The organism is Nocardioides pocheonensis (assembly GCF_003725535.1).
Lineage (GTDB): Bacteria > Actinomycetota > Actinomycetes > Propionibacteriales > Nocardioidaceae > Marmoricola > Marmoricola pocheonensis.
Genome location: NZ_RJSF01000047.1, coordinates 222,999 through 249,219, shown reverse-complemented (window position 1 = coordinate 249,219; position 26,221 = coordinate 222,999). Strand labels below are relative to the sequence as shown.

The 26,221-nt window shown below is 65.4% G+C and carries 25 protein-coding genes; 20 read left to right on the top strand and 5 right to left on the bottom strand.

Going from position 1 to position 26,221, the window contains the following annotated elements:
- The first annotated feature begins 14 nt into the window (after positions 1-14).
- The 5 genes from EFL26_RS21870 to EFL26_RS21850 are packed head-to-tail and all read left to right on the top strand — an operon-like array spanning position 15 to position 5,068.
- Positions 15-833 (top strand): SDR family NAD(P)-dependent oxidoreductase, encoded by an 819-nt coding sequence (locus EFL26_RS21870; RefSeq protein WP_221177100.1) that lies wholly within the window; start codon positions 15-17, stop codon positions 831-833.
- Between the two features lie 57 nt (positions 834-890).
- Positions 891-2,459, top strand: a complete 1,569-nt coding sequence (locus EFL26_RS21865) for a Re/Si-specific NAD(P)(+) transhydrogenase subunit alpha (RefSeq protein ID WP_123225033.1) — start codon at positions 891-893, stop codon at positions 2,457-2,459.
- A 13-nt stretch (positions 2,460-2,472) separates the two neighbouring features.
- The gene (pntB, locus tag EFL26_RS21860) at positions 2,473-3,915 is read left to right on the top strand and encodes a Re/Si-specific NAD(P)(+) transhydrogenase subunit beta (protein ID WP_123225032.1); all 1,443 of its coding nucleotides are present in this window, start codon (positions 2,473-2,475) and stop codon (positions 3,913-3,915) included.
- A gap of 45 nt (positions 3,916-3,960) precedes the next feature.
- A complete protein-coding gene (locus tag EFL26_RS21855) occupies positions 3,961-4,320 on the top strand; it encodes a cupin domain-containing protein (RefSeq protein ID WP_123225031.1) in 360 nt (119 codons plus the stop codon).
- A 1-nt stretch (position 4,321) separates the two neighbouring features.
- Complete coding sequence (locus EFL26_RS21850) at positions 4,322-5,068, top strand: glucose 1-dehydrogenase (protein WP_221177099.1); 747 nt, start codon at positions 4,322-4,324, stop codon at positions 5,066-5,068.
- Between the two features lie 97 nt (positions 5,069-5,165).
- Here EFL26_RS21850 and EFL26_RS21845 read toward each other — a convergent pair whose 3' ends face one another.
- On the bottom strand, positions 5,166-6,485 hold the full coding sequence (locus EFL26_RS21845; RefSeq protein ID WP_123225029.1) for a PucR family transcriptional regulator: 1,320 nt from the start codon (positions 6,483-6,485) through the stop codon (positions 5,166-5,168).
- 310 nt (positions 6,486-6,795) lie between these two features.
- Here EFL26_RS21845 and EFL26_RS21840 point away from each other — a divergent pair, with 310 nt between their 5' ends.
- The 13 genes from EFL26_RS21840 (at position 6,796) to EFL26_RS21780 (ending at position 21,209) form a co-directional block, all read left to right on the top strand.
- Positions 6,796-7,821: a 3-hydroxyacyl-CoA dehydrogenase gene (locus tag EFL26_RS21840; protein ID WP_123225028.1), complete on the top strand. Its 1,026-nt coding sequence runs from the start codon at positions 6,796-6,798 to the stop codon at positions 7,819-7,821.
- 48 nt (positions 7,822-7,869) lie between these two features.
- Positions 7,870-9,378 (top strand): flavin-containing monooxygenase, encoded by a 1,509-nt coding sequence (locus EFL26_RS21835; RefSeq protein WP_123225027.1) that lies wholly within the window; start codon positions 7,870-7,872, stop codon positions 9,376-9,378.
- Complete coding sequence (locus tag EFL26_RS21830) at positions 9,375-10,280, top strand: alpha/beta fold hydrolase (protein ID WP_123225026.1); 906 nt, start codon at positions 9,375-9,377, stop codon at positions 10,278-10,280. Before EFL26_RS21835 ends, EFL26_RS21830 begins: the two co-directional genes overlap by 4 nt.
- 142 nt (positions 10,281-10,422) lie before the next feature.
- Positions 10,423-11,304: an SDR family oxidoreductase gene (locus EFL26_RS21825; protein ID WP_183408323.1), complete on the top strand. Its 882-nt coding sequence runs from the start codon at positions 10,423-10,425 to the stop codon at positions 11,302-11,304.
- Positions 11,305-12,028: 724 nt separating this feature from the next.
- Positions 12,029-12,436 (top strand): cupin domain-containing protein, encoded by a 408-nt coding sequence (locus EFL26_RS21820; RefSeq protein ID WP_123225024.1) that lies wholly within the window; start codon positions 12,029-12,031, stop codon positions 12,434-12,436.
- A 138-nt stretch (positions 12,437-12,574) separates the two neighbouring features.
- On the top strand, positions 12,575-13,339 hold the full coding sequence (locus EFL26_RS21815) for a CoA transferase subunit A (RefSeq protein WP_123225023.1): 765 nt from the start codon (positions 12,575-12,577) through the stop codon (positions 13,337-13,339).
- A gap of 114 nt (positions 13,340-13,453) precedes the next feature.
- Positions 13,454-14,080, top strand: a complete 627-nt coding sequence (locus EFL26_RS21810; protein ID WP_123225022.1) for a 3-oxoacid CoA-transferase subunit B — start codon at positions 13,454-13,456, stop codon at positions 14,078-14,080.
- Positions 14,081-14,142: 62 nt separating this feature from the next.
- Entirely contained in the window at positions 14,143-15,255 is a 1,113-nt protein-coding gene (locus tag EFL26_RS21805; RefSeq protein ID WP_123225021.1) for an aminomethyl transferase family protein, read from the top strand.
- Positions 15,252-16,163: a formyltetrahydrofolate deformylase gene (purU, locus tag EFL26_RS21800; RefSeq protein ID WP_123225020.1), complete on the top strand. Its 912-nt coding sequence runs from the start codon at positions 15,252-15,254 to the stop codon at positions 16,161-16,163. Before EFL26_RS21805 ends, purU begins: the two co-directional genes overlap by 4 nt.
- A gap of 3 nt (positions 16,164-16,166) precedes the next feature.
- Positions 16,167-17,015, top strand: a complete 849-nt coding sequence (locus tag EFL26_RS21795) for a bifunctional methylenetetrahydrofolate dehydrogenase/methenyltetrahydrofolate cyclohydrolase (protein WP_123225019.1) — start codon at positions 16,167-16,169, stop codon at positions 17,013-17,015.
- Between the two features lie 76 nt (positions 17,016-17,091).
- Positions 17,092-18,204 carry an S-(hydroxymethyl)mycothiol dehydrogenase gene (locus EFL26_RS21790; protein ID WP_123225018.1) on the top strand — a complete coding sequence of 371 codons (1,113 nt, stop codon included), beginning with the start codon at positions 17,092-17,094 and terminating at the stop codon, positions 18,202-18,204.
- Positions 18,204-18,875, top strand: coding sequence for an MBL fold metallo-hydrolase (locus tag EFL26_RS21785; RefSeq protein ID WP_123225017.1), 672 nt, complete (start codon positions 18,204-18,206; stop codon positions 18,873-18,875). The genes EFL26_RS21790 and EFL26_RS21785 overlap by 1 nt, the downstream gene beginning before the upstream one ends.
- A 33-nt stretch (positions 18,876-18,908) precedes the next feature.
- Entirely contained in the window at positions 18,909-21,209 is a 2,301-nt protein-coding gene (locus EFL26_RS21780; protein ID WP_123225147.1) for an FdhF/YdeP family oxidoreductase, read from the top strand.
- A 337-nt stretch (positions 21,210-21,546) separates the two neighbouring features.
- Here EFL26_RS21780 and EFL26_RS21775 read toward each other — a convergent pair whose 3' ends face one another.
- The 3 genes from EFL26_RS21775 to EFL26_RS24850 all read right to left on the bottom strand — a co-directional run bounded on the left by EFL26_RS21775 (position 21,547) and on the right by EFL26_RS24850 (position 24,604).
- Positions 21,547-22,578 carry an MBL fold metallo-hydrolase gene (locus tag EFL26_RS21775; RefSeq protein WP_183408322.1) on the bottom strand — a complete coding sequence of 344 codons (1,032 nt, stop codon included), beginning with the start codon at positions 22,576-22,578 and terminating at the stop codon, positions 21,547-21,549.
- 531 nt (positions 22,579-23,109) lie between these two features.
- Complete coding sequence (locus tag EFL26_RS21770; RefSeq protein WP_123225015.1) at positions 23,110-23,562, bottom strand: SRPBCC family protein; 453 nt, start codon at positions 23,560-23,562, stop codon at positions 23,110-23,112.
- A gap of 49 nt (positions 23,563-23,611) precedes the next feature.
- Positions 23,612-24,604: an enoyl-CoA hydratase/isomerase family protein gene (locus EFL26_RS24850; protein WP_183408321.1), complete on the bottom strand. Its 993-nt coding sequence runs from the start codon at positions 24,602-24,604 to the stop codon at positions 23,612-23,614.
- Between the two features lie 73 nt (positions 24,605-24,677).
- Between EFL26_RS24850 and EFL26_RS21760 the strand changes: the two genes are divergently transcribed.
- Positions 24,678-25,259: an alpha/beta fold hydrolase gene (locus EFL26_RS21760; protein WP_123225146.1), complete on the top strand. Its 582-nt coding sequence runs from the start codon at positions 24,678-24,680 to the stop codon at positions 25,257-25,259.
- A gap of 283 nt (positions 25,260-25,542) precedes the next feature.
- Positions 25,543-25,794, top strand: coding sequence for a hypothetical protein (locus tag EFL26_RS23945; RefSeq protein ID WP_148046799.1), 252 nt, complete (start codon positions 25,543-25,545; stop codon positions 25,792-25,794).
- Between the two features lie 5 nt (positions 25,795-25,799).
- Here the strand turns inward: EFL26_RS23945 and EFL26_RS21755 are convergent, their stop codons facing one another.
- Positions 25,800-26,156 carry a winged helix-turn-helix transcriptional regulator gene (locus tag EFL26_RS21755; RefSeq protein WP_123225013.1) on the bottom strand — a complete coding sequence of 119 codons (357 nt, stop codon included), beginning with the start codon at positions 26,154-26,156 and terminating at the stop codon, positions 25,800-25,802.
- Between the last annotated feature and the right edge of the window lie 65 nt (positions 26,157-26,221).

The following is a 26,221-nucleotide window of genomic DNA, read 5'->3' as shown; positions in this document are numbered from 1 at the left end:
GAAAGGACCAATTCGTGACCAAGCGCATCTACCCGAGGTTGGAAGGCAAGAGTGCGATCGTGACCGGCGCCGGCCGCGGCATCGGCGAGTCGATCGCCCTCAGACTGGCGCAGGAAGGCGCTGAGGTGCTCGTCGTCGGGCGATCAATGGCTCCGCTCGCCGAGACCGTCGAGTCGATTGCCGAAGCAGGAGGCAAGGCCTGGGCGGTTGCAGCGGACATCTCGTCGGAGTCCGATGTCGAGATCGTCGTGCGCGAGGCCAAGGGACGCTGGGAGACGATCGACATTCTCGTCAACAACGCCGCAGTCTTTGAGGAGCCGCCGTTCCTCGAGATCAGCCCCGAGACGTTCCGCAAGACCTTTGACATCAATGTGACGGGCACTTTCCTGCTCTCGCAGGCCGTGGCCAAGGAGATGATCAGCGCCGGGCAGGGTTCGATCGTGCACATCTCGTCGATCGATGCGCTCGGAGCCGACGGGCCGGTCTCTGCCTACACCGCAACGAAGGCAGCGGTGGTGAGCCTGGCAAGGACCATGACCATGGAGCTCGCACCGCTCGGCATCCGCGTGAACTGCGTTGCACCGGGCTTTGTGAACACCGACATGACACAGAAGACATCGACACCGGTAGTGATGGATCACATGCTGAACGACTTCCAAAGAGTGCCGCTGCGTCGGCTCGTAGAGCCGGAGGAAATCGCCACCGCTGTGGCCTTCCTCGCTTCTGACGAGGCTTCGGCGATCACCGGCACGAACCTCGTTGTGGACGGCGGTCTGACGTCGAACCTTTACGTCATGGAGACGCTCCCCGAGGAGTGGGTGCCGCTGGCCTGACGATTCGAAGCGGAATCGTCAGCGCGGTAAGCGTCAAAACCACGGAGAAGACTTCTGATGTTGATCGGTGTCCTCAACGAGGCGCGCCCAGGTGAGAAACGCGTGGCAGCAACGCCAGCTACAGTTTCGCAGCTGCTGAAACTCGGGTACGACGTGGAGGTCGAGCCTGGTGCCGGAGCTGGCTCGAGCTTCTCCGACGACGCGTACTCGGCTGCAGGAGCGACCTTGGGAGACTTGAGGGCGGCCGATGTCGTGCTCGGGGTGAACGCGCCGACCTCGACGCAGCTGGATGGGTTGCGGCCCGGGGCGACCGTGATCGCAATCTTGTCACCAGCCCTGGATGCGGCTCTGGTGGATGAGTTGGCCGAGCGCCCGCTGACCGCGTTGGCGATGGATGCGGTTCCGCGGATCAGCCGGGCGCAGTCGTTGGACGTGCTGTCCTCGATGGCGAACATCGCCGGCTACCGCGCCGTCATCGAGGCGGCGAACGTCTTCGGCCGGTTCTTCACCGGGCAGGTGACAGCGGCGGGAAAGGTGCCGCCGGCAAGAGTGCTCGTCGTCGGTGCAGGTGTGGCGGGTCTAGCCGCGATCGGTGCGGCCGGCTCACTGGGGGCGATCGTGCGGGCGACCGACCCGCGGCCGGAGGTCGGCGACCAGGTCAAGTCGCTTGGCGGGGAGTACCTATCCATCGAGTCCCCAGACGTCGAGGTCTCCACAACCGGCTACGCCAAGGAAATGGGCGAGGACTACAAGAAGCGCGAGGCTGAGCTGTACGCCGAGCAATGCCGAGATGTTGACATCATCATCACCACCGCGCTGATCCCTGGCCGTCCGGCGCCGCGCATCATCTCCGCGGAAATGGTCGCTTCGATGAAGCCCGGCAGTGTGATCGTCGATATGGCCGCGCAGAACGGCGGCAATGTTGAGGGTACGGTGACGGACGAGGTGATCGTGACGCGCAATGGAGTCACGATCATCGGCTACACCGACCTAGCAGGCCGGCTCCCGGCTCAGGCCTCTCAGCTGTACGGCACCAACCTTGTCAATCTGCTCAAGCTGATGACTCCGCAGCAGGACGGCGAGCTCGTCTTGGACTTCGACGACGTGGTGCAGCGGTGCGTCACCGTCGTACGTCATGTGGGTGGACGATCGGAGCTGACGTGGCCACCGCCGCCGGTGCAGGTCTCGGCGGCTCATGCCGCTGCCGCTGAAGGGAGTACGGGCGCAGCAGCCGATGAGTCGCCCCCCTCCGCGGCATATGCACCAATCTCGCCCGGTCGTCGTCTAGCCGTGGTGTTCGCTGGTGCTGCGCTCCTGTTCGGGCTGGTCGCGATCAGCCCGGCGCCGCTCCAGGTGCACCTGACCGTGTTCGCACTGGCGATCGTGATCGGCTTCTACGTGATCGGACAGGTCCATCACGCGTTGCACACGCCGCTGATGTCAGTGACCAACGCGATCTCGGGGGTCGTCGTCGTCGCTGCCCTGCTGCAGTTCGGCTACGCCGATCAGCACGGCGGCGGCGGGGTCGCTGTGCTGTCGTTCGTGGCCATCCTGCTGGCCAGCATCAACATCTTCGGTGGCTTCGCGGTAACGCGCCGCATGCTGGCCATGTTCTCGCGGTCGTAAGGGGTGTGGATCCATGTTCTCTGTAGAGACGGCTGCGCCATCGGCGTACCTCGTCGCTGCGCTGCTGTTCATATTGGCACTGGCTGGACTCTCCAAGCACGAGTCGGCCAAGCTCGGCAACTCCGTCGGAATCGCGGGGATGGCGGTGGCCCTGGCCGCCACGATCGCGGTCGCGGTCGGTGGCGACCTGGGCGGCGCAGGCGGCGCGGGCGTGGTGCTGCTGGTTGCGGTGGTGATCGGTGCCGCGGTCGGCCTGTGGCGCGCCGGGGTTGTGGAGATGACCGGCATGCCCGAACTGATCGCCTTGCTGCACTCGTTCGTCGGTCTGGCTGCGGTGTTGGTGGGCTGGAGCGGCTATTACCTGGTCGAGCATGATGCGCAGGGCCAGGAGGCGCTGGCACTGCAGGCCCAGGGCCTGCTCGGGGTCCACTCGGCCGAGCTGTTCGTAGGAATCGTCATAGGTGCAGTGACGTTTACGGGCTCCATCGTGGCGAACCTCAAGCTGAGCGCCCGGATCAGGTCCAGCCCACTGATTCTCCTAGGCAAGAACTTCCTCAACGTCAGTGCGCTCGTCCTGGCCGCGACGCTGACCGTGTGGTTCGTGATCGACCCGCAGCTGTGGCTCCTGAGCATCGTGACCATCCTCGCTCTCCTGATGGGCTGGCACCTGGTCGCGTCCATCGGCGGTGGCGACATGCCCGTCGTGGTGTCCATGCTCAACAGCTACTCGGGGTGGGCCGCGGCTGCCTCAGGCTTCCTTTTGGGGAATGACCTGCTGATCATCACCGGTGCGCTCGTCGGCTCCTCAGGCGCTTACTTGTCCTACATCATGTGCCGCGCCATGAACCGGTCGTTCCTTTCCGTCATCGCAGGCGGATTCGGCATCACTGCCGGAGCTTCCGACGACAGCGACCACGGCGAGCACCGCGAGATCACTGCGGAAGGCGCGGCCGAACTGCTCAGCTCCGCATCCTCGGTGATCATCACCCCCGGCTACGGCATGGCTGTCGCCCGAGCGCAGTACGGTGTCGCAGAACTGACTCGGACCCTGCGTGACCGCGGGGTCGACGTCCGGTTCGGTATCCACCCGGTTGCCGGTCGCCTGCCAGGCCACATGAACGTGCTTCTTGCTGAGGCCAAGGTCCCCTACGACATCGTGCTCGACCTGGACGAGGTCAATGACCACTTCGAGGGCACCTCGGTCGTTCTGGTCATTGGTGCCAACGACACGGTCAACCCTGCCGCTGCGGAGGACCCCGGGAGCCCGATTGCAGGCATGCCGGTGCTTACGGTGTGGCATGCCGACAACGTCATCGTGTTCAAGCGCTCGATGGCGTCGGGTTACGCCGGCGTCCAGAACCCGCTGTTCTTCCGAGAGAACTCCGCGATGCTCTTTGGCGATGCCAAACAGCGAGTAGACGACATCGTGCATTCGCTCGCGAAGGTGCCCGTTTGACGGGCGGGCCTCGCGCTCGTCTGCTACCGCTATCGAAAGGATCTCATGACCATCCACGCCAGTTCGACTGGTGTCTTCGAAGGCATTCCCGACTCGGGCCTGCTGCTTCCACCCACGGCCACGCCGCTCAGCGGAGACATTCACACGCGCACCAGTGAGCTGTTCGCGCCCGCCGGCGCCAAGTCCTCCGTCGGCTTCTGGCAGGCCTCCGTTGGCCGATCTCACTGGAACTTCGAAGACTACAGCGAGGCGATCCTGGTTCTCGCCGGACGAGTGGTCGTGACCGAGGACGGTGGCGAGCCGGTAGCGCTGGGCCCGGGCGACGTTGCGGTCTTCCCCCTCGGCTGGACCGGCGAGTGGGATGTCACAGAGGAGCTGAGGAAGTTCTATGTCGTATTCCCCTGAGGTGCCGCCCAACCTGTCACTCATCGATCGGGTGGTCGTGATCACCGGTGCGGCACGAGGAATGGGCCGCGCCCACGTAGAGACTTGCATCGAAGCAGGCGCTCGCGTCGTGCTCACCGACGTCCTGGACGACCTCGGGGCGGACCTTTGTCGCAGCCTGCCCGACGGACGGGCTGTCTACGTCCACGCGGATGTCTCCACAGAAGGTGACTGGGATCGGGTGGTCGACGTGGCGCAAGCACGATTCGGCCGGGTCGACGGCCTCGTGAACAACGCCGGCATTCTTCTCGAACGCAGCTTGCGTGAGACTAGCGTCGATGAGTTCAACCGGGTCGTGGCCGTGAACCAAACCGGCGTCTTCCTTGGCATGCGCGCGATTGCTCCGCTCATGGAGGCGGCCGGTGGCGGATCGATCGTGAACATCTCATCCGTTGCCGGCATGGTCGGCTTCCGCGAAGCGTTCGCGTACACGGCGAGCAAGTTCGCCGTCCGCGGCATGAGCAAGGCCGCCGCGCTGGAGCTGGCCAGCCACAACATCCGCGTAAACGCGGTGTTTCCCGGGGACACCCTCACCCCCATGATCGAGGGCTCTGGCAGCGATGCCGTCGCCGATACCGGTTCCATTCCCTTGCGCCGCTACGGAGTCCCGAGCGAGATCGCGGCTGTTGTCCGCTTCCTGCTGTCGGACGCCGCCAGCTACATGACCGGCGCGGAGCTGACCGTGGACGGCGGTTACGTCGCCCAGTAGCAAGCGCGGCGAGCACGTCGATTGGCAGCTTCCTCAGTCGAGCACGCGACCGATCACGTCACATGTCAGCGGCCAATGAGGTCACGAGTCTGGTCCCTCACCCGGTGCCCGACCCCGTCGCGTCGAGCCCCCTCAGCACCGGGAGCATCGTCAATGCAAGGCGCAGTTCGAGCGAGTTCTCGTCGATGCTTCGGCCAAGACGCTCCTCGGCCTGACGCACGCGGTAGTTCACCGTGTTGGGATGAACCGACAGTTCGGCTGCGGCTCTCGTTCGGCTCCGGTTCTCACGGAGGTAGACGTTCAACGTCATGGCCAGGCGGAACGTCGTCTCGTCATTGGCGCCCAGCGAGCCGAGCGTCTGCCTGGCGAATCGCGTCGCGTGCTCCGGATCGGCGACACACAACGCGATCACCGCAACGTCGCGATATCGCGTGGCGCCAACGGCGTCCGGGGGCCGGAGCGCGGCCACTCGGCGCGCATGCCCGGCTTGAGCGTGCGTGAGCCTGAACCCTTCGATGCCGGCAGCCGGCTCTCCTGCCGCCAGCTTGACTCCTTCAGGCAGCAGCGAGGCGCCCCTTTTCCCGAGACCGAGCTCCACGTTAGGTCCAAAGTTGCGACGGCTGCTGAACCAGCCGGCCACCGCCAAGGAGCCGAGTGGATGGGTGATGCTGGACTCGGCGCCGTTCGCTCGCGCAACCTCTGCCACAACCTCGCTCAGCTCGGGCAGCGAAGCAGCCCCATGCGATGGGTGATCCCACCACACGATGACGCCCACGTGGTGACGGGTCAGGTCATACCTGAGTCTCGCTGACAGCGAGCGAACATCTCGATCACGATCGGCCAGGACGTCGTCGATGGCCGCCGCCCGCGATGCCGCAGCGCCCTGCAACCAGGTCTCCCGCTCGACCTCGTACGCCTCGTCAGCGCGAGTCATCGCGCGATCGATGAACTGGAAGAGCATCATGGTGGCAAGATCCACCGCCAGAGCGCGCTGCGCACCTTCCACTGTCTGTTCAAGGATCCGGCTGTGCAGCCAACGCCATACATGCTCCTGCGCGAGTCGATAGAAGCGTGAGTGCCACGACAGTGGCATCTGCCTCCAGACCGCCGACCGCATGATCGCAAGGGTCGATGGCGGAAGATCGCTGTGTGCGGGGTTCCCACCGACCTCCAAGAGCTGGGCAAAGAGCCGAACGCTCTCCTCTGTGCTCGACATCGCTTCGGCCACCCTCTGCGAATCAACGAACAGTTCCGGGACCTCGCCACGCACCAGCGAAACCGTGTCGGCGGACACGCCTGCAGCAGATTGCCGGAGATCTCCAGCGATCGGCTGGAGGACGTCGCGCCACACCCGCTCGGCGGTCGCCTCGTGCAGCGGTGGCCATTCCGGCTCCGCACCTTCGATCGCTCTATTCATTGTCGCCACCTCTACCTTGGGCTCGACCGCTTCGGCTCTGGTGTGAGCCCCTGGCCAACACGCTCTTCCGAACGGTCTGCACCATCCGCACATCCCGACCCGAAAACTCGGTCGTTTGCGTAGCGTCCGACACCTCGGCAGACAACGGTTCCGAGTGCAACTCATCTTGACTCCGGGCAGCGGACACCGCTTGTTGCGCGGCGACAACCCGCCGTCGAAAGTTTGGCACGACGCGACGAGCGTCACACAGCTGCGTCGCCATAGGTTGTGTCCGCCGGCACCCCTCAAAGGCCGCGATTGCAGCGAGCACATGGCTCTGGGAAGCACGTTCCTCGCCGAAAATCACCGACGGCGCCAACCCCCCAACTCACGAAGGAAGCCGCGCAGCTTGTCTCCACTGAACAAGGTGACTCTCCTTGGATCTGGTGACCTCGGCGGCCAGATCTCTTGGCATAGTGCCTACAAGGGCAAGACTGTGACGGTCTACGACATCGCGGAAGGTGCACTCGACCACTGTCGCCACATGCACGACCAGTACGCCGCGATCTACCGCGCCGACGTGGGCGCCAGCGCCGCAGGCATCGCGGCGACCCGCGCAAGGCTCACCTACAGCACAGATCTTGCCGAAGCCGTCGGTCACGCCGATCTGGTCATCGAGGCCGTCCCCGAGATCCCGGAAGTGAAGACTTCCGTGTACGAGGAGATGGCCGGCCTCCTGCCGGAGAAGACGCTGGTCGCTTCGAACTCCTCGACCTTTCTCCCCAGCACCTTCGCCGAGGCGACCGGCCGGCCAGAGAAGTTCTGCGCCCTGCACTTCGGTAACGGAATCTGGGCCATGAACTTCGCCAAGATCATGGCCCATGCGGGCACGACGCGCGACACCTTGACCGAGATTACGGAGTTCGCGATCGAGATCGGGATGATGCCCATCCCCGTGCGCAAGGAGCAGAACGGATATGTCGTCAACACCTGGACCGTCGCCCTCTCCAATGCAGCGCAGACGCTCGTGACTAACGGCATCAGCACCCACGAAGACGTCGACCGCTCCTTCATGAAGTTCGGCTTCCCGATCGGGCCGTTCGGGATGCTTGACCAGGTCGGCATGAAGACCACTCACGACATCCTTGCGTACTGGGGCGGCGTAGACGGCAAAGCTCAGATGACGGCAAACGCTGAGTACATCAAGAAGAACTTGCTCGACAGGGGCTTCCTGGGGGCTCAGGCGGGCCGGGGCTACTACAGCTGGCCCAACCCGTCTTTCGCGGCGGCCGATTTCCTCGACGTCCCAGACATCTCGAAGGTGCCCGAAATCGTCTCACTCGTGATGCCGCACTGACGCTTGAACCTCCCCAACCCTCCGGACCCGCCAAGAGGACGAACGCTCATGACCGCATCCTCATCTGCCACCGCACTGCCGCGGCACGTCGACGTCCTCGTCGTCGGCGCCGGATTGACCGGTATCGGCATGGGCTACCACCTCCAAACGCTGCAGCCGGGGAAGACCTTCGCCATTCTTGAGTCTCGCGACGCCATCGGTGGCACGTGGGATCTGTTCCGCTACCCGGGTGTTCGATCAGACATAGACCTTTACGCCTTTGGATACGGATTCAAGCCGTGGGACAAGGACAACGCGATCGCCGACGCCGACGAGATCCTGGAATACCTGCAGGAGACGATCGACGAGAACGAGCTCGGCCCGAAGATCCATCTCGGTCACAAGGTCGTCTCGGCCGACTTCTCCAGGGAGAACGCGAGATGGAATGTCATGGTCGAGCGCGTCAGCGACGGCAAGCGGTTTACGCTGACCTGCAACTTCCTGTCGTCGGCGGCCGGCTACTACGACGTGGATGAGGGCTACTCGCCGAAGTTCGAGGATCGAGACCAGTTCCGCGGTGAAATCGTTCATCCGCAACACTGGCCAACTGATTTCGACTACGCCGGCACGAAGGTCGTGGTCATCGGCAGCGGGGCAACCGCTGTGACTCTCGTGCCCGCGATGGCCGAGAACGCCGAGCACGTAACGATGCTGCAGCGGTCACCGTCCTATGTCATGCCCGCACCGCGAAAGGACCCGCTGCCGTTGTTCCTGCGCCGCATGCTGCCGAACGCTGTTGCGCACAGGGTGACTCGCTACGTCAACATCAAGAAGCAGACGCTCCTCTACAACGCGAGTCGCAGATTCCCGAATCAGATGCGCGCGCTGGTTCGCCGGGTCAACATCAAAGCACTGCCCGAGGGTTACGACGTCGACACCCACTTCAATCCCGATTATGCGCCGTGGGACCAGCGCATGTGCATCGTTGCCGACGGAGACATGTTCAAGGCCATCACGGCCGGGAAGGCCTCGGTCGTGACCGATCGGATCGTCAGATTCACCAAGTCCGGCATCCTGCTGGAATCTGGTGACGAGCTCGAGGCCGACGTCATCGTCACTGCTACTGGTCTGAACATGGTGCCGTTCGGCAAGATTCCGCTGCGCGTCGACGGCGAGCAGGTCAATCTGCCCGACCACCTGTTCTACAAGACGGTAATGGTCAGCGACATCCCCAACTTCACGTTCACTGTGGGCTACGTGAACCAGGCCTGGACTCTGAAAGCGGAACTCGTCGCGCGATGGACGTGCCGCCTGCTGGCACACATGGATCGACACGGCTACTCGACGGCGACCCCAGTCATCGACGACCACACGATGACCCGGCGTCCTTACATCGACATGGGAACTGGCTATGTGAACCGAGCCATGCACCTCTTCCCCAAACAGGGTTCTGCGGGGCCTTGGGTCGTCGCCCAGGACTACAAGGCCGACTGCCAACTCCTTGGCAAGGATCCGATTGAGGACCCGGCCCTGTTCTTCACGTCGGCAACGGCAAAGACCTTCGCGACCGCCCGATGAGCAACTCGACCGCCATCATCGACGTCGACGGGCGACGAACGCGAGTTCGTGTCGACGGAGATCGGACGAACTCGCGTGTGGTGCTCCTTCACGGCATCGGCCGAAGCCTGGAGGACTGGGCCCCCCAATTCTGGAGGCTGTCAGGAAGCCACCGAGTCATCTCCATGGACTTGCCGGGCTCAGGTTTCACACAGCGGTCCACGTCGCCGACTTCCCTTCCGGTCCTGGCACGGGGTGTTCTCGCGACCCTCGACGAACTGGGTGAGGGGCGACCACTGCACGTCATGGGGAACTCGCTCGGCGGAGCGGTCGCACAGCAGCTGACAATGCTCGCCCCCGAACGGGTGGCAAGTCTGGTGCTCGTGAGCAGCGCAGGCTTTGGCAAGGAGGTCGCACTGCCGCTGCGACTCCTGTCAGCCCCTGTGCTGGGACGGTTCATGGCAACCCACACGACCACGTCAAGCGCTCGCATGGCCGAGCGCATGCTGTTCGCGAACCCGAAGCTCGCCACGGCCTCGCGCGTCGAGCACGCGATCGCCATCGCACGACAGCCAGGCACTGCCGAGGTCGTGTGGGAGACCGCGCAGGCGTTGGCGACGCTACGCGGCGGAGTGCGGCGCGAGTGGCGCGAAGCGCTGTCCACCAGCGTGGCTGCCGCAGGCAAACCGACGCTCGTCCTCTGGGGCGACCGTGACCGCATCCTGCCGGCACGGCAGCTCGAAGAGGCACGCCGGCTCCTTCCCCATGCGTCGAGTCATCTAATTGAGGGAGTCGGTCACATGCCACAGATCGAGCGCCCCGACGAGTTCGCCACGCTCGTTCTGGATTTCCTCGCCTCTGTTGATCGCGCCAACCAGCCGCGGAAGCCACGTCGCAACCCGAGCATGCCGACCGACCTCTAGTCATCCGCGAAATGGGCGCTCGATGCCGCGACCGCGGAGCAACGTCACGAACCTGAGGGGTTGGCCTGGTTGCTGCAGTCAAAGCAGAACTCAAATCGAGTCGGAATCGGAAATGCGCTATGCGTGTAAGGGGTTTCATCGAATGATTCAGCATCTGCACGAGCGCCCCATCGAGGGGCGGGTCGTTGCGATCACCGGCGGCGCACGAGGCATTGGTCTTGCTACCGCTCGAGCGCTTGCAGTCGCGGACGCTCGAATAGCGATTGCGGACCTTGACGCAGAGTTGGCGGCGAACGTGGCCATCGAACTCGGTGGTGAGGCGTTCGGAGTTGGCGTTGACGTGAGCGATCCGGCGGCGTTTAGCGCGTGGCTGGACGATGTTGAACATCGCCTTGGGCCCCTCGACGTCCTGATCAATAACGCGGGCATCTTTACCGTCGGCGCGATCGAGGACGCGGACCAACGATTGACAGACCGGCTTCTTGCGATCAATCTTGGCGCGGTCATCCATGGGACACGTGAAGCGGTCCAACGCATGAAGCCACGAGGGACCGGTCACATCATCAACATGGCCTCTACAGGCGGCCGCCTCGCTGGCGCCCGCCTCGCGCCGTACGTGGCATCAAAATTCGGCGTGTTGGGTTTCTCGGAGGCCGTCGCCCTCGAGTTGCGCGACACCGGAGTCGATATTTCGGTGATCCTGCCACACCAATGCAGGACAGACATGACGCTGGGCATCGAACGCCTGCGAGGGATGCCTCTGATTGAACCAGAGGATGTCGCTGATCGCATCGTCGAGACTCTTCAGCACCCGAGGTTCGAAGTGCCTGTGCCGAAGAGCATCGGGAGGATGCTCTGGTTGAACCAGGTCCTGCCATTTGGCGCACGCGCAGCCATATTCCGTGCGATGAAGGCTCACGAGGTTCTCGAACGAATCGACAAATCGCAGCGGGTCTCATACGAAACGAGGCTTGCGCTCGTGAAGCCCGCGGCGCCCCCGGAGGCGACTCCACCTGAGGGCTAAGCGCCTGCGTGCCAGAGGACGTCCCAAGGTCTGCGATCTGGCTTCGCAACTCGTCGCCAGGTGCCTACCGTCCTCCTCAGGCATTGGAAGCCAGGTTCTCGACACGAGCGCCGTGTCGAGACACGGCAAACACAACCAGCCTGGTCTTTGCTTCCGAACCCACGGCCGTGGATCCGGGAACTTCAATGTCGAGCCGCCAGCGCGCAAACGCGTGGGGCTTCGACCGCCTGAGATCGTCGCCTGGCCCCGGCGCACTGAAACCGGGAGCCAATACCAGGCACCGATCCATCGAGGTCTCATGAGCGAAGCCGTGTCGTGGACTTCTGACGACTCCATTCTGATCCTGGGTGTCGCTTTCGGGGGCTGCATCGCCCTGAAGGACGCGCGGGTTGGGGGTCTAGTCGCCGCTACGCTCCACGGGTTAAGCAGCTTTCTGGTCGTCCGAGACGCTGGACCGCCACGGTCGCCTGCGATCGCGACGCGAGACCGTCGGTGTAGGGACGACGGGTCGATGTTCGCCCCGCGTCAGGCGTTGACCGCGCTGCCCCGTGATTGTACTTTATGAACATTCATTAGAGGGCTCTCCTGCCGACAACCGGCGAACCCGGAGCTGAGTTGCACGCCGCGCCGCAGGCATCGCTTCACACGTGGCCTATGCGCCTCAGGGCCCTTGGCAAAAGCTCTGGCTACCGGATGCATCCGAAAGCACCCCCGAGGAGATCTCATGAAATCCGACGACCCTTGCCAGCTCATCGAACCGGTCACCGTTAACAGGAGTGCCCTCGAAGTCTTCTCGTCGGACACGCCGCGAGTGAAGGGTCGCTGGATCGTCGAGCCCAAGGCGACCGGCTGGGACGACTACGCCCTCTCCGAGTGGGAGCTCACGCGCGCGGGAATGTCCGACTACCACCCCCACGACGAGGTCACCTTCGTCCTCGAGGGCGAGCTCCGCATCCGGGTGGACGAGACCACTGTTGTGGGTCGGCCGGGAGACACGATCACGGTGCCGGCCGGAAGCACCGGTCACTACTGGGCGCCAACGTACGCCCGCATGCTCGGCATCTACGGCCCCAATCCCGACGGCGCGGCTTCGGAGTACCTCGACTACTGGGAGATCGACGACCAGGCGTGACCCTGCAGCCGGATCGCCGACGCGAATAGTCGTGTCCTTGACAGACGTCGACGCGACTTCGATACTTAATAAACATTCATTCAGCACATGCCTCAACTTCGCAGACGCGTAAAGACCTTCGAGCCCGAGAGAGGACCGATGGACAAAGTTGTCGAGTCCGCGTCCGCCGCCGTTGCGGACATCACCTCTGGCTCCTCGCTAGCTGTCGGTGGCTTCGGCCTGTGCGGGATCCCATCGATCCTGATCCAGGCCCTGCTGGACACCGGCGTCACGGACCTCGAGGCAGTCTCGAACAATGCCGGTGTCGACGATTTCGGGCTGGGCCTGCTTCTGGGTGCGGGCCGTATCCGCCGGATGGTGTCGTCCTACGTCGGCGAGAACAAGGAGTTCGCGCGCAAGTACCTCGCCGGCGAGCTCGAGGTCGAGCTGACCCCGCAGGGCACGCTCGCCGAGCGGCTACGCGCGGGTGGGTCGGGGATCCCAGCCTTCTTCACCGCCACCGGCGTCGGCACCCAGGTCGCCGAAGGCGGTCTGCCCTGGAAGTACGACGCACACGGAAACGTCGAGGTTGCTTCACCCCCCAAAGAGGTCCGCCCTTTCGATACGGCGCAGGGTCGACGCGAGTTCGTGCTGGAGCGGGCCATAGTCTGCGATTTCGCGCTCGTGCGCGCCTGGAAGGGCGACCGCCACGGGAACCTGGTCTTCAGCAAATCCGCGCGCAACTTCAATCCCCTGGCGGCGATGAGCGGCCGCATCACCCTCGCTGAGGTCGAGGAACTCGTTGAGCCTGGCGAGCTGGACCCCGACTCGATCCACACCCCTGGCGTATTCGTGCAGCGGGTCGTCCCGCTGACAGCGCAGCATGCCGCGGACAAGCGGATCGAGAAGAGGACCGTCCGATGACAACGGCCGCTTCGACAGCCGCGCCAGGCGGCGCTCCGGCGATCGAACAACCAGAGCCGCTCTCTCCTGCTGAGTGGGCTCAGGCCATGCTCGACACAGTCGAGGAGCGCTGACATGGCGTGGACGCGTGAAGAGATGGCTGCCCGGGCGGCCGCCGAGCTCACCGACGGGTCATATGTGAACCTCGGGATCGGACTGCCGACGCTTGTGCCGAACTACGTCGGCGACGACGTGGAGCTCGTGCTGCAGTCGGAGAACGGGATCCTGGGCGTCGGCGCCTACCCGACCGAGGATGCCGTAGACCCCGATCTGATCAACGCTGGCAAGGAGACCGTGACGGTCCGCAAGGGCGCCTCGTTCTTCGACTCGGCCACGAGCTTCGGGATGATCCGCGGCGGAAAGATTGACGCGGCGATCCTCGGAGCCATGCAAGTCAGCGCCACCGGCGACATCGCCAACTGGATGATTCCCGGGAAGATGGTCAAGGGCATGGGCGGTGCGATGGACCTAGTCCACGGCGCCAAGCGGGTCACCGTCCTGATGGAGCACGTCGCCAGGGACGGCGCCTACAAGATCGTCAACGAGTGCACGCTGCCCTACACCGGCCGTCGTGTCGTCCAGCGAATCATCACCGACCTCGCAGTTCTCGACGTCACTAGCGCGGGCCTCCGGCTCGTAGAAGTGGCCCCTGGCGTGACCGAGGACGAGGTGCGGGACAAATCCGAACCCCCGCTCGCATAGCCGCCTTCGGTATCCGCGAGAAGCCGTGGATTGACGAAGGTTGGCCACAGAAAGGAAGCCCGATGGAGACCAATCAGACGACGGCGCGCAAGACTCCGTTTCACGACGTCATGACGGACCTGGGAGCTGAGTTCACCGAGCTCTTCGGCTCGTTGTGGCCCGACCGCTTCGGCGATGTCGAGGGCGAGTACCGAGCGCAGCGCGAGGGCGTCGGGGTCATGGACGCCTCACCGATCAACAAGTGGGACTTCCGCGGGCCGGATGCCGTGGCAGCTGCCCAGCGCGTGCACACGAACAACATCGTCGGCGCGGCGATCGGACAGGTTCGGTACGGCGGCTTCTGCGATGCCGAGGGCCGGATGATCGACGACGGCACGGTGTTCAAGCTCGCCGACGACCACCTGTGGGTGATGACCAACAAGGACACCCGAGCCGAGCACTTCGCCGAGGCGACCAGTGACCTGGACGTGGAGATCGAATACATCACCCAGGATCTCCCGCACCTCTTCCTCCAAGGCCCCGCGTCGCGCGACGCGCTGGCAGCCATCACGGACGCGGACCTGACCAAGCTCGGTTGGTTCCGTTTCCTCCCCGAGCAGGTCACCGTCGCTGGCGTCCCGGTCTGGCTGTCGCGGACAGGAGTTTCCGGCGAGCTGGGTTACGAGCTGTTCTGTCGGCCGGAAGTCGCCCCCGAACTCCTGCGAGGGGTGATCCGGGAGACCGGCGCCCGTCCGTACGGTCTGACGGCAATTGAGATCGTCCGTATCGAGTCGGGCATCATCGTCACCGATACCGACTACCCCGAACACACTTACACGCCGTACGACCTTTCCCTGGACCGCCTCGTCGATCTCCGTCGTGACTTCTTGGGTCGTGACGTGCTTGCGAGCCTCGAGCCGGAGTCGCGGGGCCATCAGATGATCACACTCCGCCTGGAAACTGAGGCGCTTCCCGAGTACGGAAGTCCTCTGGTCCGCGGAGGGGAGCAGATCGGCATGTTGACCAGCCCGACACTCAGCCCCTACGCAGGGCCGATCGCCCTGGCGGTCGTCGAGGCTTCACTCGCCCTGCCTGGTACGCGGCTCGAGGTGGAAGTCGGCGGTTCGTTGCGAGGCGCCGTGGTACACGGCAGCCACCCTGCCTACGATCCCGAGAAGAAGAGGCCCCGTTCATGACCCCGACCCGCACCGTACTCGAAGAACGAGTTGCAAGTGCGGCTCCTGCCGAGGCCAAACCGCTTGCGCGACGTCGCCTCCTCGCCTCTTGTGCCGACCAGCCCGGGATCGTTGCTGCGGTCTCCCGCTTGTTGCACGATGCGGGCGCAAACATCATCCAGTCCGACCAGTACTCATCGGACCCGTTCGGGGGCACCTTCTTCCTGCGCATGGAGTTCGCCGGGACCGATCACGTCGTCGAAGGTCTCGCAGAGCGCTTCGGAGCGGTCGCCGAGCGATTCGGCATGACATGGCGGTTCGGCAACCCAGCCGTACCCAAGCGAGTCGCCATTCTGGTGTCCAAGCAGGACCACTGCCTTCAGGATCTGCTGTATCGGTGGCGGCGCAACGAGCTCGAGGCGGAGGTCGTCCTGGTTGCCTCCAACCATGCCGACCACCGGGAAGCAGTTGAGGCCCAAGGGCTTCCGTTCCATCACATCCCGGTTGCAAACCCCGCGGAGAAGCCCGAAGCGGAGCGTCAGCTGCTCGAGCTGCTCGACGGCACCTGTGACTTGGTCGTACTTGCGCGCTACATGCAGATTCTCTCCGGAGATTTCCTTCGGCTGGTCGGCGTACCAGTGATCAACATCCATCACTCATTCCTGCCCGCCTTTGCCGGGGCCGGCCCATATGCGCGAGCCCGCGAACGCGGCGTCAAGCTGATCGGCGCTACGGCCCACTACGTCACCGAGGATCTCGACGAAGGGCCGATCATTGAGCAGGACGTCAACCGCGTGAGCCACTGCCACGACGTCGGTGCTCTGACTCGCCTTGGCGCTGACGTGGAACGAACCGTCCTCGCGCGCGCAGTTGGCTGGCACTGTGAGGACAGGGTGCTTCGTCACGGCAACACCACGGTCGTGTTCTGACCCGTGGCCCCTCAGACGCTGGACGGATCGGCGACTGCGGCCGCGATCAAGGGTGAGCTCAAGTCCCGCGTCGCCGCGCTGCGCGAGCAGGGCGTCGTGCCGGGACTGGGCACCGTGCTGGTGGGCGACGACCCCGGCTCGCGCTGGTACGTCAACGGCAAGCACAAGGACTGCGCGGAGGTCGGGATCGAGTCGATCCGCATCGACCTGCCCGAGTCCGCGAGCCAGGAGGAGATCGAGGCGGCCGTCGCGCAGCTGAACGCCGACCCGGCGTGCACGGGCTACATCGTGCAGCTGCCACTCCCGGAGGGTCGTGACGAGAACCGCGTGCTCGGCCTGATCGACCCCGCCAAGGACGCCGACGGGCTGCACCCGACGAACCTCGGCTGGCTGGTGCTCGGGCAGGACGCGCCGCTGCCGTGCACGCCGAACGGCATCATCGAGCTGCTGCGCCGGCACGGCGTACAGATCGCCGGGGCGGAGGTGGTCGTGGTCGGTCGCGGGGTCACGGTCGGGCGTCCGCTCGGGCTGCTGCTGACCCGCAAGAGCGAGAACGCCACGGTCACGCTGTGCCACACCGGCACCCGCGACCTGGCCGCGCACGTGCGCACCGCCGACATCGTGGTGGCGGCCGCGGGAGTGCCGGGCATCGTCACCGGCGACATGGTCAAGCCCGGCGCCGCGGTGCTCGACGTAGGGGTCTCGCGCGTCGACGGCAGGATCGCCGGGGACGTCGCCGCGGACGTCTGGGACGTCGCCGGCTGGGTCTCCCCGAATCCCGGGGGCGTAGGCCCGATGACCCGGGCGATGCTGCTGGCCAACGTCGTGTCGATCGCCGAACGGGGACTCTGAGCAAGAACCGCTCGGGTCTCTCCGCGAAAGGGCGACCGAATCCGTGGGTGTCCGGGCTTAGGAAAAGGAGATAGCGATGCAGCAGGTGAAGGCAGTCGTCGCGCGCCGCAAGGGTCAGCCGGTCGAAGTCGCCACGATCAATGTGCCCAGCCCGGGTCCGGGGGAGGCGGTGGTGAAGGTCCAGGCCTGCGGGGTCTGCCACACGGACCTCCACTACCGGGAGGGCGGGATCAACGACGAATTTCCGTTCCTCCTGGGCCACGAGGCGGCGGGCGTTGTCGAGGCAATCGGGCCGGAGGTGACCTCGGTGAAGCCCGGCGATTTCGTGATCCTCAACTGGCGTGCCGTCTGCGGTCGGTGTCGTGCCTGTAATCGGGGTGAGCCTTGGTACTGCTTCGCGACGCACAACGCGACCCAGAAGATGACATTGGCCGACGGACCCGATGCCGGCGCCGAGCTTTCGCCCGCGCTGGGCATCGGCGCATTCGCTGAGAAGACCCTGGTGGCAGCCGGTCAATGCACTCCTGTCGATCCGCTGGCCCGACCGGCCGCGGTAGGTCTGCTCGGCTGCGGGGTCATGGCGGGGCTCGGTGCTGCCATCAACACCGGCGGAGCAACGCGGGGCAAGTCGGTGGCCGTCATCGGCTGCGGCGGCGTCGGAGTCGCCTCCGTCGCGGGTGCCGCGCTGGCAGGTGCCTCGCCGATCATCGCGGTGGACATCGACGCCAACAAGCTCGCGAAGGCCCAGGAGATGGGCGCGACCCACCTTGTCGACTCGTCCCGCGTCGACCCGGTCGAGGCGATCCGGGCGATCGCGCGGCAGGCTCAGCCGGGCGCCGATGGAGCCGATGTGGTCATCGAGGCGGTCGGCCGTCCGGAGACGTGGCAGCAGGCGTTCTACGCGCGTGACCTCGCCGGGACCGTCGTACTGGTCGGTGTTCCTACACCGGACATGAAGGTTCCCGACCTGCCGCTCATCGATGTCTTCGGCAGGGGAGGCGCTCTGAAGTCGAGCTGGTACGGCGACTGCCTGCCGTCGCGTGACTTCCCGATGCTGGTCGATCTGTACTTGCAGGGTCGCCTCGACCTGGATGGCTTCGTCACCGAGGAGATCAAGCTGGACGAGGTGGAGCAGGCGTTTGCCCGGATGCACGACGGTGACGTGCTGCGGTCCGTGGTGATCTTCTGATGTCGAGAGTCCGAGCCAGGGTCGACCACGCCGTCACTGCGGGCACGTTCAGCCTGGACGGGCAGACGTTCCAGGTCGAGAACAATGTCTGGGTCGTCGGTGACGATGCCGAGTGCGTGGTGATCGACGCTCCGCACAGCGTCGAAGCCATCCTCGCTGTCGCGGGAGACCGGAAGGTGAAAGCGATCCTCTGCACGCACGCGCACGACGACCACGTTCGGGCCGCGCCCGCGCTGCGCGAGGCGGTCGGTGCGCCGATATTCCTGCACCCGGACGACAAGCCGCTGTGGGACCTCACCCACGCCGACGACCGGTGGGACCACGATTTGTCCCACGACCAAGAGATCGAGATCGGCGGCGCGACACTCCGGGCGCTGCACACACCCGGGCATGCGCCCGGCGCAATCTGCCTGTACGCCGCGGAACTGGGCAGCGTGTTCACCGGTGACACGCTCTTCCAGGGCGGACCGGGCGCAACCGGCCGGTCCTACAGCGACCGTTCCATCCTCGAGGGATCGATTACTGATCGGCTGTTCACGTTGCCCCTGCAGACCGTGGTCCACGCCGGGCACGGGGACGATACGACCATCGGCGCCGAACGCACGCGACTGATGAGCAGGAGGATCCTGAGTCGTAGCCGACGGCTCCGCGGCGAGGAGGCAACCCCCTGAACCACGGGCCGCCGGCGGGTGAGCGTGACGGGCATGGGTGAGGAGCTCCTCGGGTCCTCGGACGAGTCGCGGCTGCACGTGGAGGTGCCGCAGGACCATGCGGCGGGGGTGAAGGCGGTCGGGGTGGCGATGGGGCGTGCGCTGCGTCAGATGGGTCCGTCGCGGTCGGCGCGCACGTTGTTGCGGTTGAACCAGGCTGATGGTTTCGACTGCATGAGTTGTGCGTGGCCGGATCCGGATCCGGAGCATCGGCATCGTGCGGAGTTCTGTGAGAACGGTGCGAAGGCGGTCGCGGAGGAGGCGACGAAGGCGCGGGTCACGGCGGGGTTCTTCGCCGAGCATCCGGTCAGTGACCTGCTGCAGCGCACCGACCACTGGCTGGGCAAGCAGGGCCGGCTCACCGAGCCGATGGTCCGTCGGGAGGGCGCCACGCACTACGAGCCGATCGGCTGGGAGGGCGCGTTCGCGCTCGTCGCGGAGCAGCTCAACGGGCTGTCGTCTCCGGATGAGGCGGTGTTCTACACCTCGGGGCGGGCGTCGAACGAGGCGGCGTTCGTCTACCAGTTGTTCGTGCGGGCGTTCGGGACCAACAACCTGCCGGACTGCTCGAACATGTGCCACGAGTCCAGTGGGGTGGCGTTGATCGAGACGATCGGGATCGGCAAGGGCAGCGTCAGCCTGGAGGACCTGCACGCGGCGGAGGTGATCGTGATCGCCGGGCAGAACCCGGGCACCAACCATCCGCGGATGCTGTCGGCGCTGGAGGAGGCCAAGAAGCGTGGTGCGAGGATCATCGCGGTCAACCCGCTGCGGGAGGCCGGGCTGGTGAACTTCCGCAACCCGCAGAAGGCCCGCGGCGTGCTCGGGCGGGGCACCGGCCTGACCGACCTGCACCTGCCGGTGCGGCTGAACGGTGACCTGGCGTTGTTCCAGGCGATCGGTTCGCTGCTGGTGGAGTGGGACGCGGTCGACCACGAGTTCGTCGAGGACTACACCGAGGGTTTCGAGGCGTGGCGGGACCACGTCAGGGCCGTGGACTGGGACCAGGTCACCGAGGCGACCGGGCTGACCCGGGACCAGGTCACCGAGGCGGCGCGGATGATCGCCGCCTCGAAGGCCACCGTGTACTGCTGGGCGATGGGGCTGACCCAGCACCGCAACGCGGTGGCGACGATCAAGGAGGTCGTCAACCTCGCCCTGGCCCGTGGTGACCTCGGCAAGCCCGGTGCCGGGTTGTGCCCGGTACGGGGGCATTCCAACGTCCAGGGTGACCGGACGATGGGGATCTGGGAGAAGCCGCCGGCGTGGTTCCTCGACGCGCTCGCCGCCGAGTACGGCTTCGAGCCGCCGCGCGAGCACGGCTATGACACGGTGGAGTGCATCCACGCGATGCTGGCCGGGGACGCGAAGGTGTTCGTCGCTCTGGGCGGCAACTTCCTGCACGCGGCCCCGGACACCGAGCTCACCGCCGAGGCGCTGCGGCGGACCGCGCTGAGCGTGCAGGTCTCGACCAAGCTGAACCGCTCGCACCTGATCACCGGGGCGACCGCGTTGATCCTGCCCACCCTGGGTCGCACCGAGCGTGACGAGCAGGCCGGGGGACCGCAGCACGTGACCGTGGAGGACTCGATGTCGGTGGTGCACGCCTCCCGGGGCCGGCTGGCGCCGGCCAGCGAGCAGCTGCGCTCGGAGGTTGCGATCGTCACCGGGCTGGCCGAGGCCACCCTCGGGTCGCGATCCGTCGACAGCACGAGCGACCCGGCCATCGACTGGGCCGGGATGCGCGGCGACTACCGGACCATCCGGCAGGGCATCGAACGGGTGGTGCCCGGGTTCACCGACTACGAGGCGCGGGTCAGCAGTCCGGGCGGGTTCGTGCTGCCGCACCCGCCGCGCGACAGCCGCACCTTCACCACCCCGTCGGCGAGGGCACAGTTCACGGTCTCGGCGATCGAGCTGCTCGACGTACCCCCGGGCCATCTGGTGCTGCAGACGCTGCGCAGCCACGACCAGTTCAACACCACGATCTACGGCCTCTCCGACCGCTACCGCGGCATCGAGGGCGGCCGGCACATCGTGATGGTCAACCCCCGCGACCACGAAGCCCTCGGGCTCCATCCCGGTCAACTCGTCGACATCGTCGCGCACTGGCCCGAAGACGACCGCGACCGCCGCGTCCGCAACTTCCGGCTCGTCGACTACGAGACCCCACGAGGCACCGCCGCCGCCTACTATCCCGAGACCAACCCCCTCGTACCGCTCGGCTCCGCAGCACTGGACAGCAACACCCCCACGTCGAAGTCTGTGATCGTCCGGCTTGAGCCGTCTGCCTAGAAGCGGCTTGCCGGAGTTGTCATGCGGGGAACGGGCTGTCACCTACTAGCCGATGTCGCCTCCGCATTGGCGACGTCGAAACTCCGCATCACGCCGGCGGCGAATTTCTGGTTGAGCCAGTGAACCGCGAACGTGCACACGGTCAGGCGGCAACTAGTGCGCGCCCGCGCGTCGCGCAAAGGTCGCGCTGCACATTCGAAGAGCCACCGGTCCACGCCATCAGGCGACAATCCAGGCCCCTGCGAAGCGAAAGAGTGCGCTCCGAGCGGACGCGGGGGTCTTCAGGCTCCCGGCGCAGCCGAAAACTCGCCCGCTTCGGTGAAAATGGGCGCAGACCTCAGACGCCCACCTCTGTGAGGTCGCTCGTTCCGATGACTCGCCCCTGGTAGCCCTGCTTGGTTGCCTCGACCCGGACCTCAGCCACGAAGTCGCCGGTAGGCATGAATCCGGGCACATAGTGGTAGAGAACGATCGCCTTGACCTGCGCTGCCTTCGCTGCGTGAACGAGGCCCTGGGCCGTCGTATGGGAAGTGAAGAGGTGCTCACGAAATGCGTCGCGGGCCGGTCCTGGCGGCACAGTCTGGATGAGTGCCTCGGCGCCGGGCACCGACATGATCTCGTGCACTAGGAAGTCGGCCCCGTCGGCCAGAGCAATCAAGTTCTCGTTAGCTCGACAGTCGCCCGAGAAGACGACGGAGCGGCCTGTGCTCTTGATGTCGAACCGGTAGGCATACGCGTCATGAATGTCGTCACCATGAGGCACGCGGACGGCGTCAACCGTGACATTGTCATCTTCCATCACGCGAACCGTCCCTACGGCCGGCAGCGTGAAGCCGTGGGAAGTTACCGACTCGTCGAACGGGATGTCCATCCCCTCCTCCACGCGTGACTCGACGTCGACGGAGAACAGTTCAGGGATGAGGCCAATCATGCGCTCGACGGGCGGCGGACCCCACACGTGGGTGCCGGTGCGGCCCGCGCCGTACCAGGTAAGCAGTAGAAGGCCAGGAAGGTCTGCTACGTGGTCGGAGTGGTGATGGGTAATGAAGATGTCGGAGATCTGCTGCATGCCAAGACCTGCCGCGGCCATCTGCCGTCCAACCGCGTAGCCACAGTCGATCAGGTATTGGGATCCGCCGACCGCGAGTACGGTGGCTGTCTGCGCTCTCTTGGTATTGATCACCGGGCCGCCCATGGTCCCGAGGAAGATCAGCCGATCCCCGCCACCGCCCTGCGAGCCGGTGGCCATGGCGGGAGTTGCCCGATCGAGGGCGACGAACGCCGCCGTTGCCATTCCAGCACCGATCAGAGTCCTACGTGAGAATCCGCTGAGGGGTGCCTGAGGCGAAGCATCCTCGTTGAGGCCCATGTCGCAAGTAGGAAGGTCTGGTCTTGCGACGGCGGTAGGAATCTTCATTCGATCAGTTCCTTCGAAGTTGCTGACATCGCCGAGTGAGGCGCCCGCCGACATGCGGCGGCGAACCTTCGGAGCGATCTCGGATGTTGTTAGGCGTGGCGGCCGAACGCGCGCTGCCCATTTCCTTACGGCGGATCAAGCGCTGTTTGTGGGGCATGACACGGAGTATTCGCGGTTGAACGAACGTTAATGTAATAGCTTGGCCGTAGTCAAGGGCCTGAAGGGGGCGCCGGCACCCATGGCACCGCGGTAATGGCCGGAGTGACGCACGCATGGTGCGCCGCCAACTCGTCGCGATCCCCGACCGCGGCGACGGCCTCAGTTCGGCGCGTTCCCGCCGGCCGCGCCGTACCGCCACGCCGCTATCAAGAACGCGCGATCCTGGTGACTATGAGCAGGAACTCGTACGCGGTCGTGGTTCAGGAGCGCTCCCTCGGGCCGGGCGTCGCCGTGAGACCCGACGACTGTCGTCGAGACTGTGCGTCATTTCCCGCGCAGGCTGAGCGTTCGCGCGATCCGTGTGAGCACAACGCTGAATCCTGTGCGCGCGAGGAGGGACGCGCCAACCTCGACAAGGGGGGTGAACGGTCCGGCCGGGGTGCTCAAGGTCGACGTCCAGTCCACCAAGGTGCCGGACCCGCGCTCGGTAAAGGAGATGTCGCCTTGCTCATGGCGGAATGCGGGACGGCTTTCCCGAATGCGGTAGCTGAAGAGGCGAGGCGGTTCGAGACCGACCACCTCCTCGACCAGGAACACACCTCCTCCCAGATCGAGCCGCCGGCGCAAGCCCACCCCGTCTCGGAACTCGCGGCCCGGCTCGAGGACGGTGACGCGAACGCCGGGCAGCATGCTCAACCGGTCGGAGTCTGCAAACATGGCGAAGACCTCAGCGACCGGGGCCGGGATGGTTCGGGTCACCCGGATGTGTCGGGACATGGAAGGTGGTCTTTCCTGTTCGGCGCTGAGGGGCAGGGATGCCGGCCTCCTAAGTCGGGGGCGAGGCGTTGGTTCCGGCGATGTCGCTTCCTAGACCAGACGTGCCGTCGGCCCGCATCCGCGCGAAGGTGTCCTTGTCGTAGGCCGGTAGGTCGTCGAGCACGGCGGTCTGCTCGATGTAGGCGGCCATGGCCTGCTGTGCTCCAGGCTGGCCGATGCTCGAAAGGAACTCTGCGCGTTCGAGGTGCAGGCCACGCTCGAGGGTCTGGGAGCCTCCGAGGTAGGCCGAGCGCTTGACCGCCGCGACGGCATCCTTGACGCGCCGCGCGAGCCGATCGGCATGGGCGACCGCGCGCTCGATCAGGCTGTCGGGATCGACGACCTCGTCGATGTACCCGATCTGTGCCGCGGATTGGGGGTCGAGGCCCGCGCCCTCGAGCATCATGGTCATTGCTCGGTGGGTCCCTACTAGCCGGGACAGGCGTTGGGTTCCACCGCCGCCCGGGGGGAAGCCGAGCAGAATCTCGGGCTGGCCGATGACGTGATCGCCGTCCGCCATGAACCGGTAGTCACATGCCAGCGCCAACTCCGAACCAGCCCCGAGCGCCGAGCCATTGAGCGCGGCAACGAACGCTGCACCGCTGGTGTTCATCTGCAGCATGGTGTCGTGGAAGGAGAGGTAGCCCACCGCGTCGCCGAGCCGGGATCGTTCGATGATGTGCCGCACGCCGGGTGTGCGGCGCCCGGCGCCTGCAGCGCGCAAGACCACAGAGGCGGCACGTCGTCCGATAGGAGGGCTGGCCGCGCCCAGCTCCTTGAGCCACCCGACCTCCGCGTGGCCGATGAACCGCGTCGGGTGCGTCCCGGTGAGCACGACTGCACCGACGCCTTCGTCTTCGGTCGCGCGGGTCACGAGCTCACTCAGATCTGCCGCTATTTCGCGGCTGAACTCTGCCCGCGGTCCGCCGTCGATCCGGGCCAGGAGCACTCGTCCGCGTTGATCCACGTCAATCCCGGTCCAATGCTTCCCCGGCTCGGTCATCTCGCTCTCCTCGCCTTCGGGTCGCGCATAACAATCATTGACGAGAATAACGAGGTTACACACGGTGTCAATCATGGCGCCGCGCGAACCCACGAGGCGAGACGTCGCGTTCTCGTCTGACGGGGAAGAATGCAAGGCCTGGCTGTTCCTGACCAACACCGAGCGGCCGCCGTTGGTGGTCATGGGCCACGGGCTCGGCGGAACTCGTGAAATGGGCCTCGAACCGTACGCCCGCGCCTTTGCATTGGCGGGCATGGCCGTGCTCGTCTTCACCTATCGGCACTTCGGAGACAGCGAGGGCATGCCGCGCCGGTTGATCGATGTCGACCACCAGCTCGGTGACTGGATCGCGGCGCTCGCTTACGCCCGCACCATTGAGGAGATCGACCCCACCCGGATTGCCGTGTGGGGCACCTCCTTCGGCGGCGGCCACGTGATCGAAGTGGCCGCTCATGACGGCGGGGTCGCGGCTGTGATCAGCCAGTGTCCCTTTACCGACGGACTCGCGTCGTTGCGCGTGGCCAGCCCACAGAGCCTCCTCCGACAGTCGGAGGTGCGTCAGCGCATGGTGAACGCAACGATCCAGCTGCTTGCCGAAGAAGGCCCGCAGGCCTTGCAAGTACGGCGGGTCGCCGCGACGGTCGGGGTCTCCTAAGTGGTGTAGGGCCGTTTCGGCGGGATGCCCGCAGCTGGTCGGGGCCGCAGTTGAAGAGGGGTTTGAAAGGCTGGCGATTTGCGTCGCCGGATTCGAGCTCTCTGCGGACCCCCGTCGCAGACATGGCCCGACACGCGCTCGCGTACCACGAGGCAGAATCCGCATCTGTTCGACCTCATGTTCGGTCTCTCAACACCCGGTGGCTACCGCCAGATCGCACGACAGCGCCGTACGCCGCGAGCAGAGGCGGCCAATGCGCTGGACGACGCCTACCGGCCCGTTCGTGGAGAACGCGCAGCGAGCAATCCGTGGCAAGCGTTTCCGCTGTCAGGATCTCGAACGAGTCGCGGCCGAGGTCTGGGCCTCGTCCATGCGTTCACGACCCTCGAACTGGCCGGCTACTGGCTCTCAGTTTGCGGACCCGGTCACCGAGGTCTTCGCGTCGCTGATGAATCACGTCGCGGTCGGCCTCGGAGACGCGCCTCAACGTGACGGCCGCTCCATCGCCGCCGCGATCGCTTCGACCCGAGGATGATCTCCTCATCGCCCCATCTCGGACACGCCTTGCCTTCGGGGAGCTTTCCTGAAGTACGGCATGCCGAACCTTTCCAAGGCGGTCAGTACCGGTCGAACACGTTCGCCATCGGGGGTAAGTGCATACACCATGCGAGCCGCCGGAACTTGCAGCTCACGCTGCTCGATGAGGCGGCGTCGCGAAAGGTCCCGCAACCGTTCTGCCAGCAGATTCGAGGCGATGCCGGGCAACGCCTTTTGAAGGTCGGTGAACCGCTGCTCGCCAAACGACAACTCGCGCAGGATAAGCAACGTCCATCGGTCGCCGACGAGATCAAGACCCGCGGCCGTCGCGCAATCGACACCGTACCTCTTCTGTGCCATGGCGGAACACTATATGCACGAAGATGCCTACAGTGCATGTTCGTACATCATGGGCAGGGGCTGTA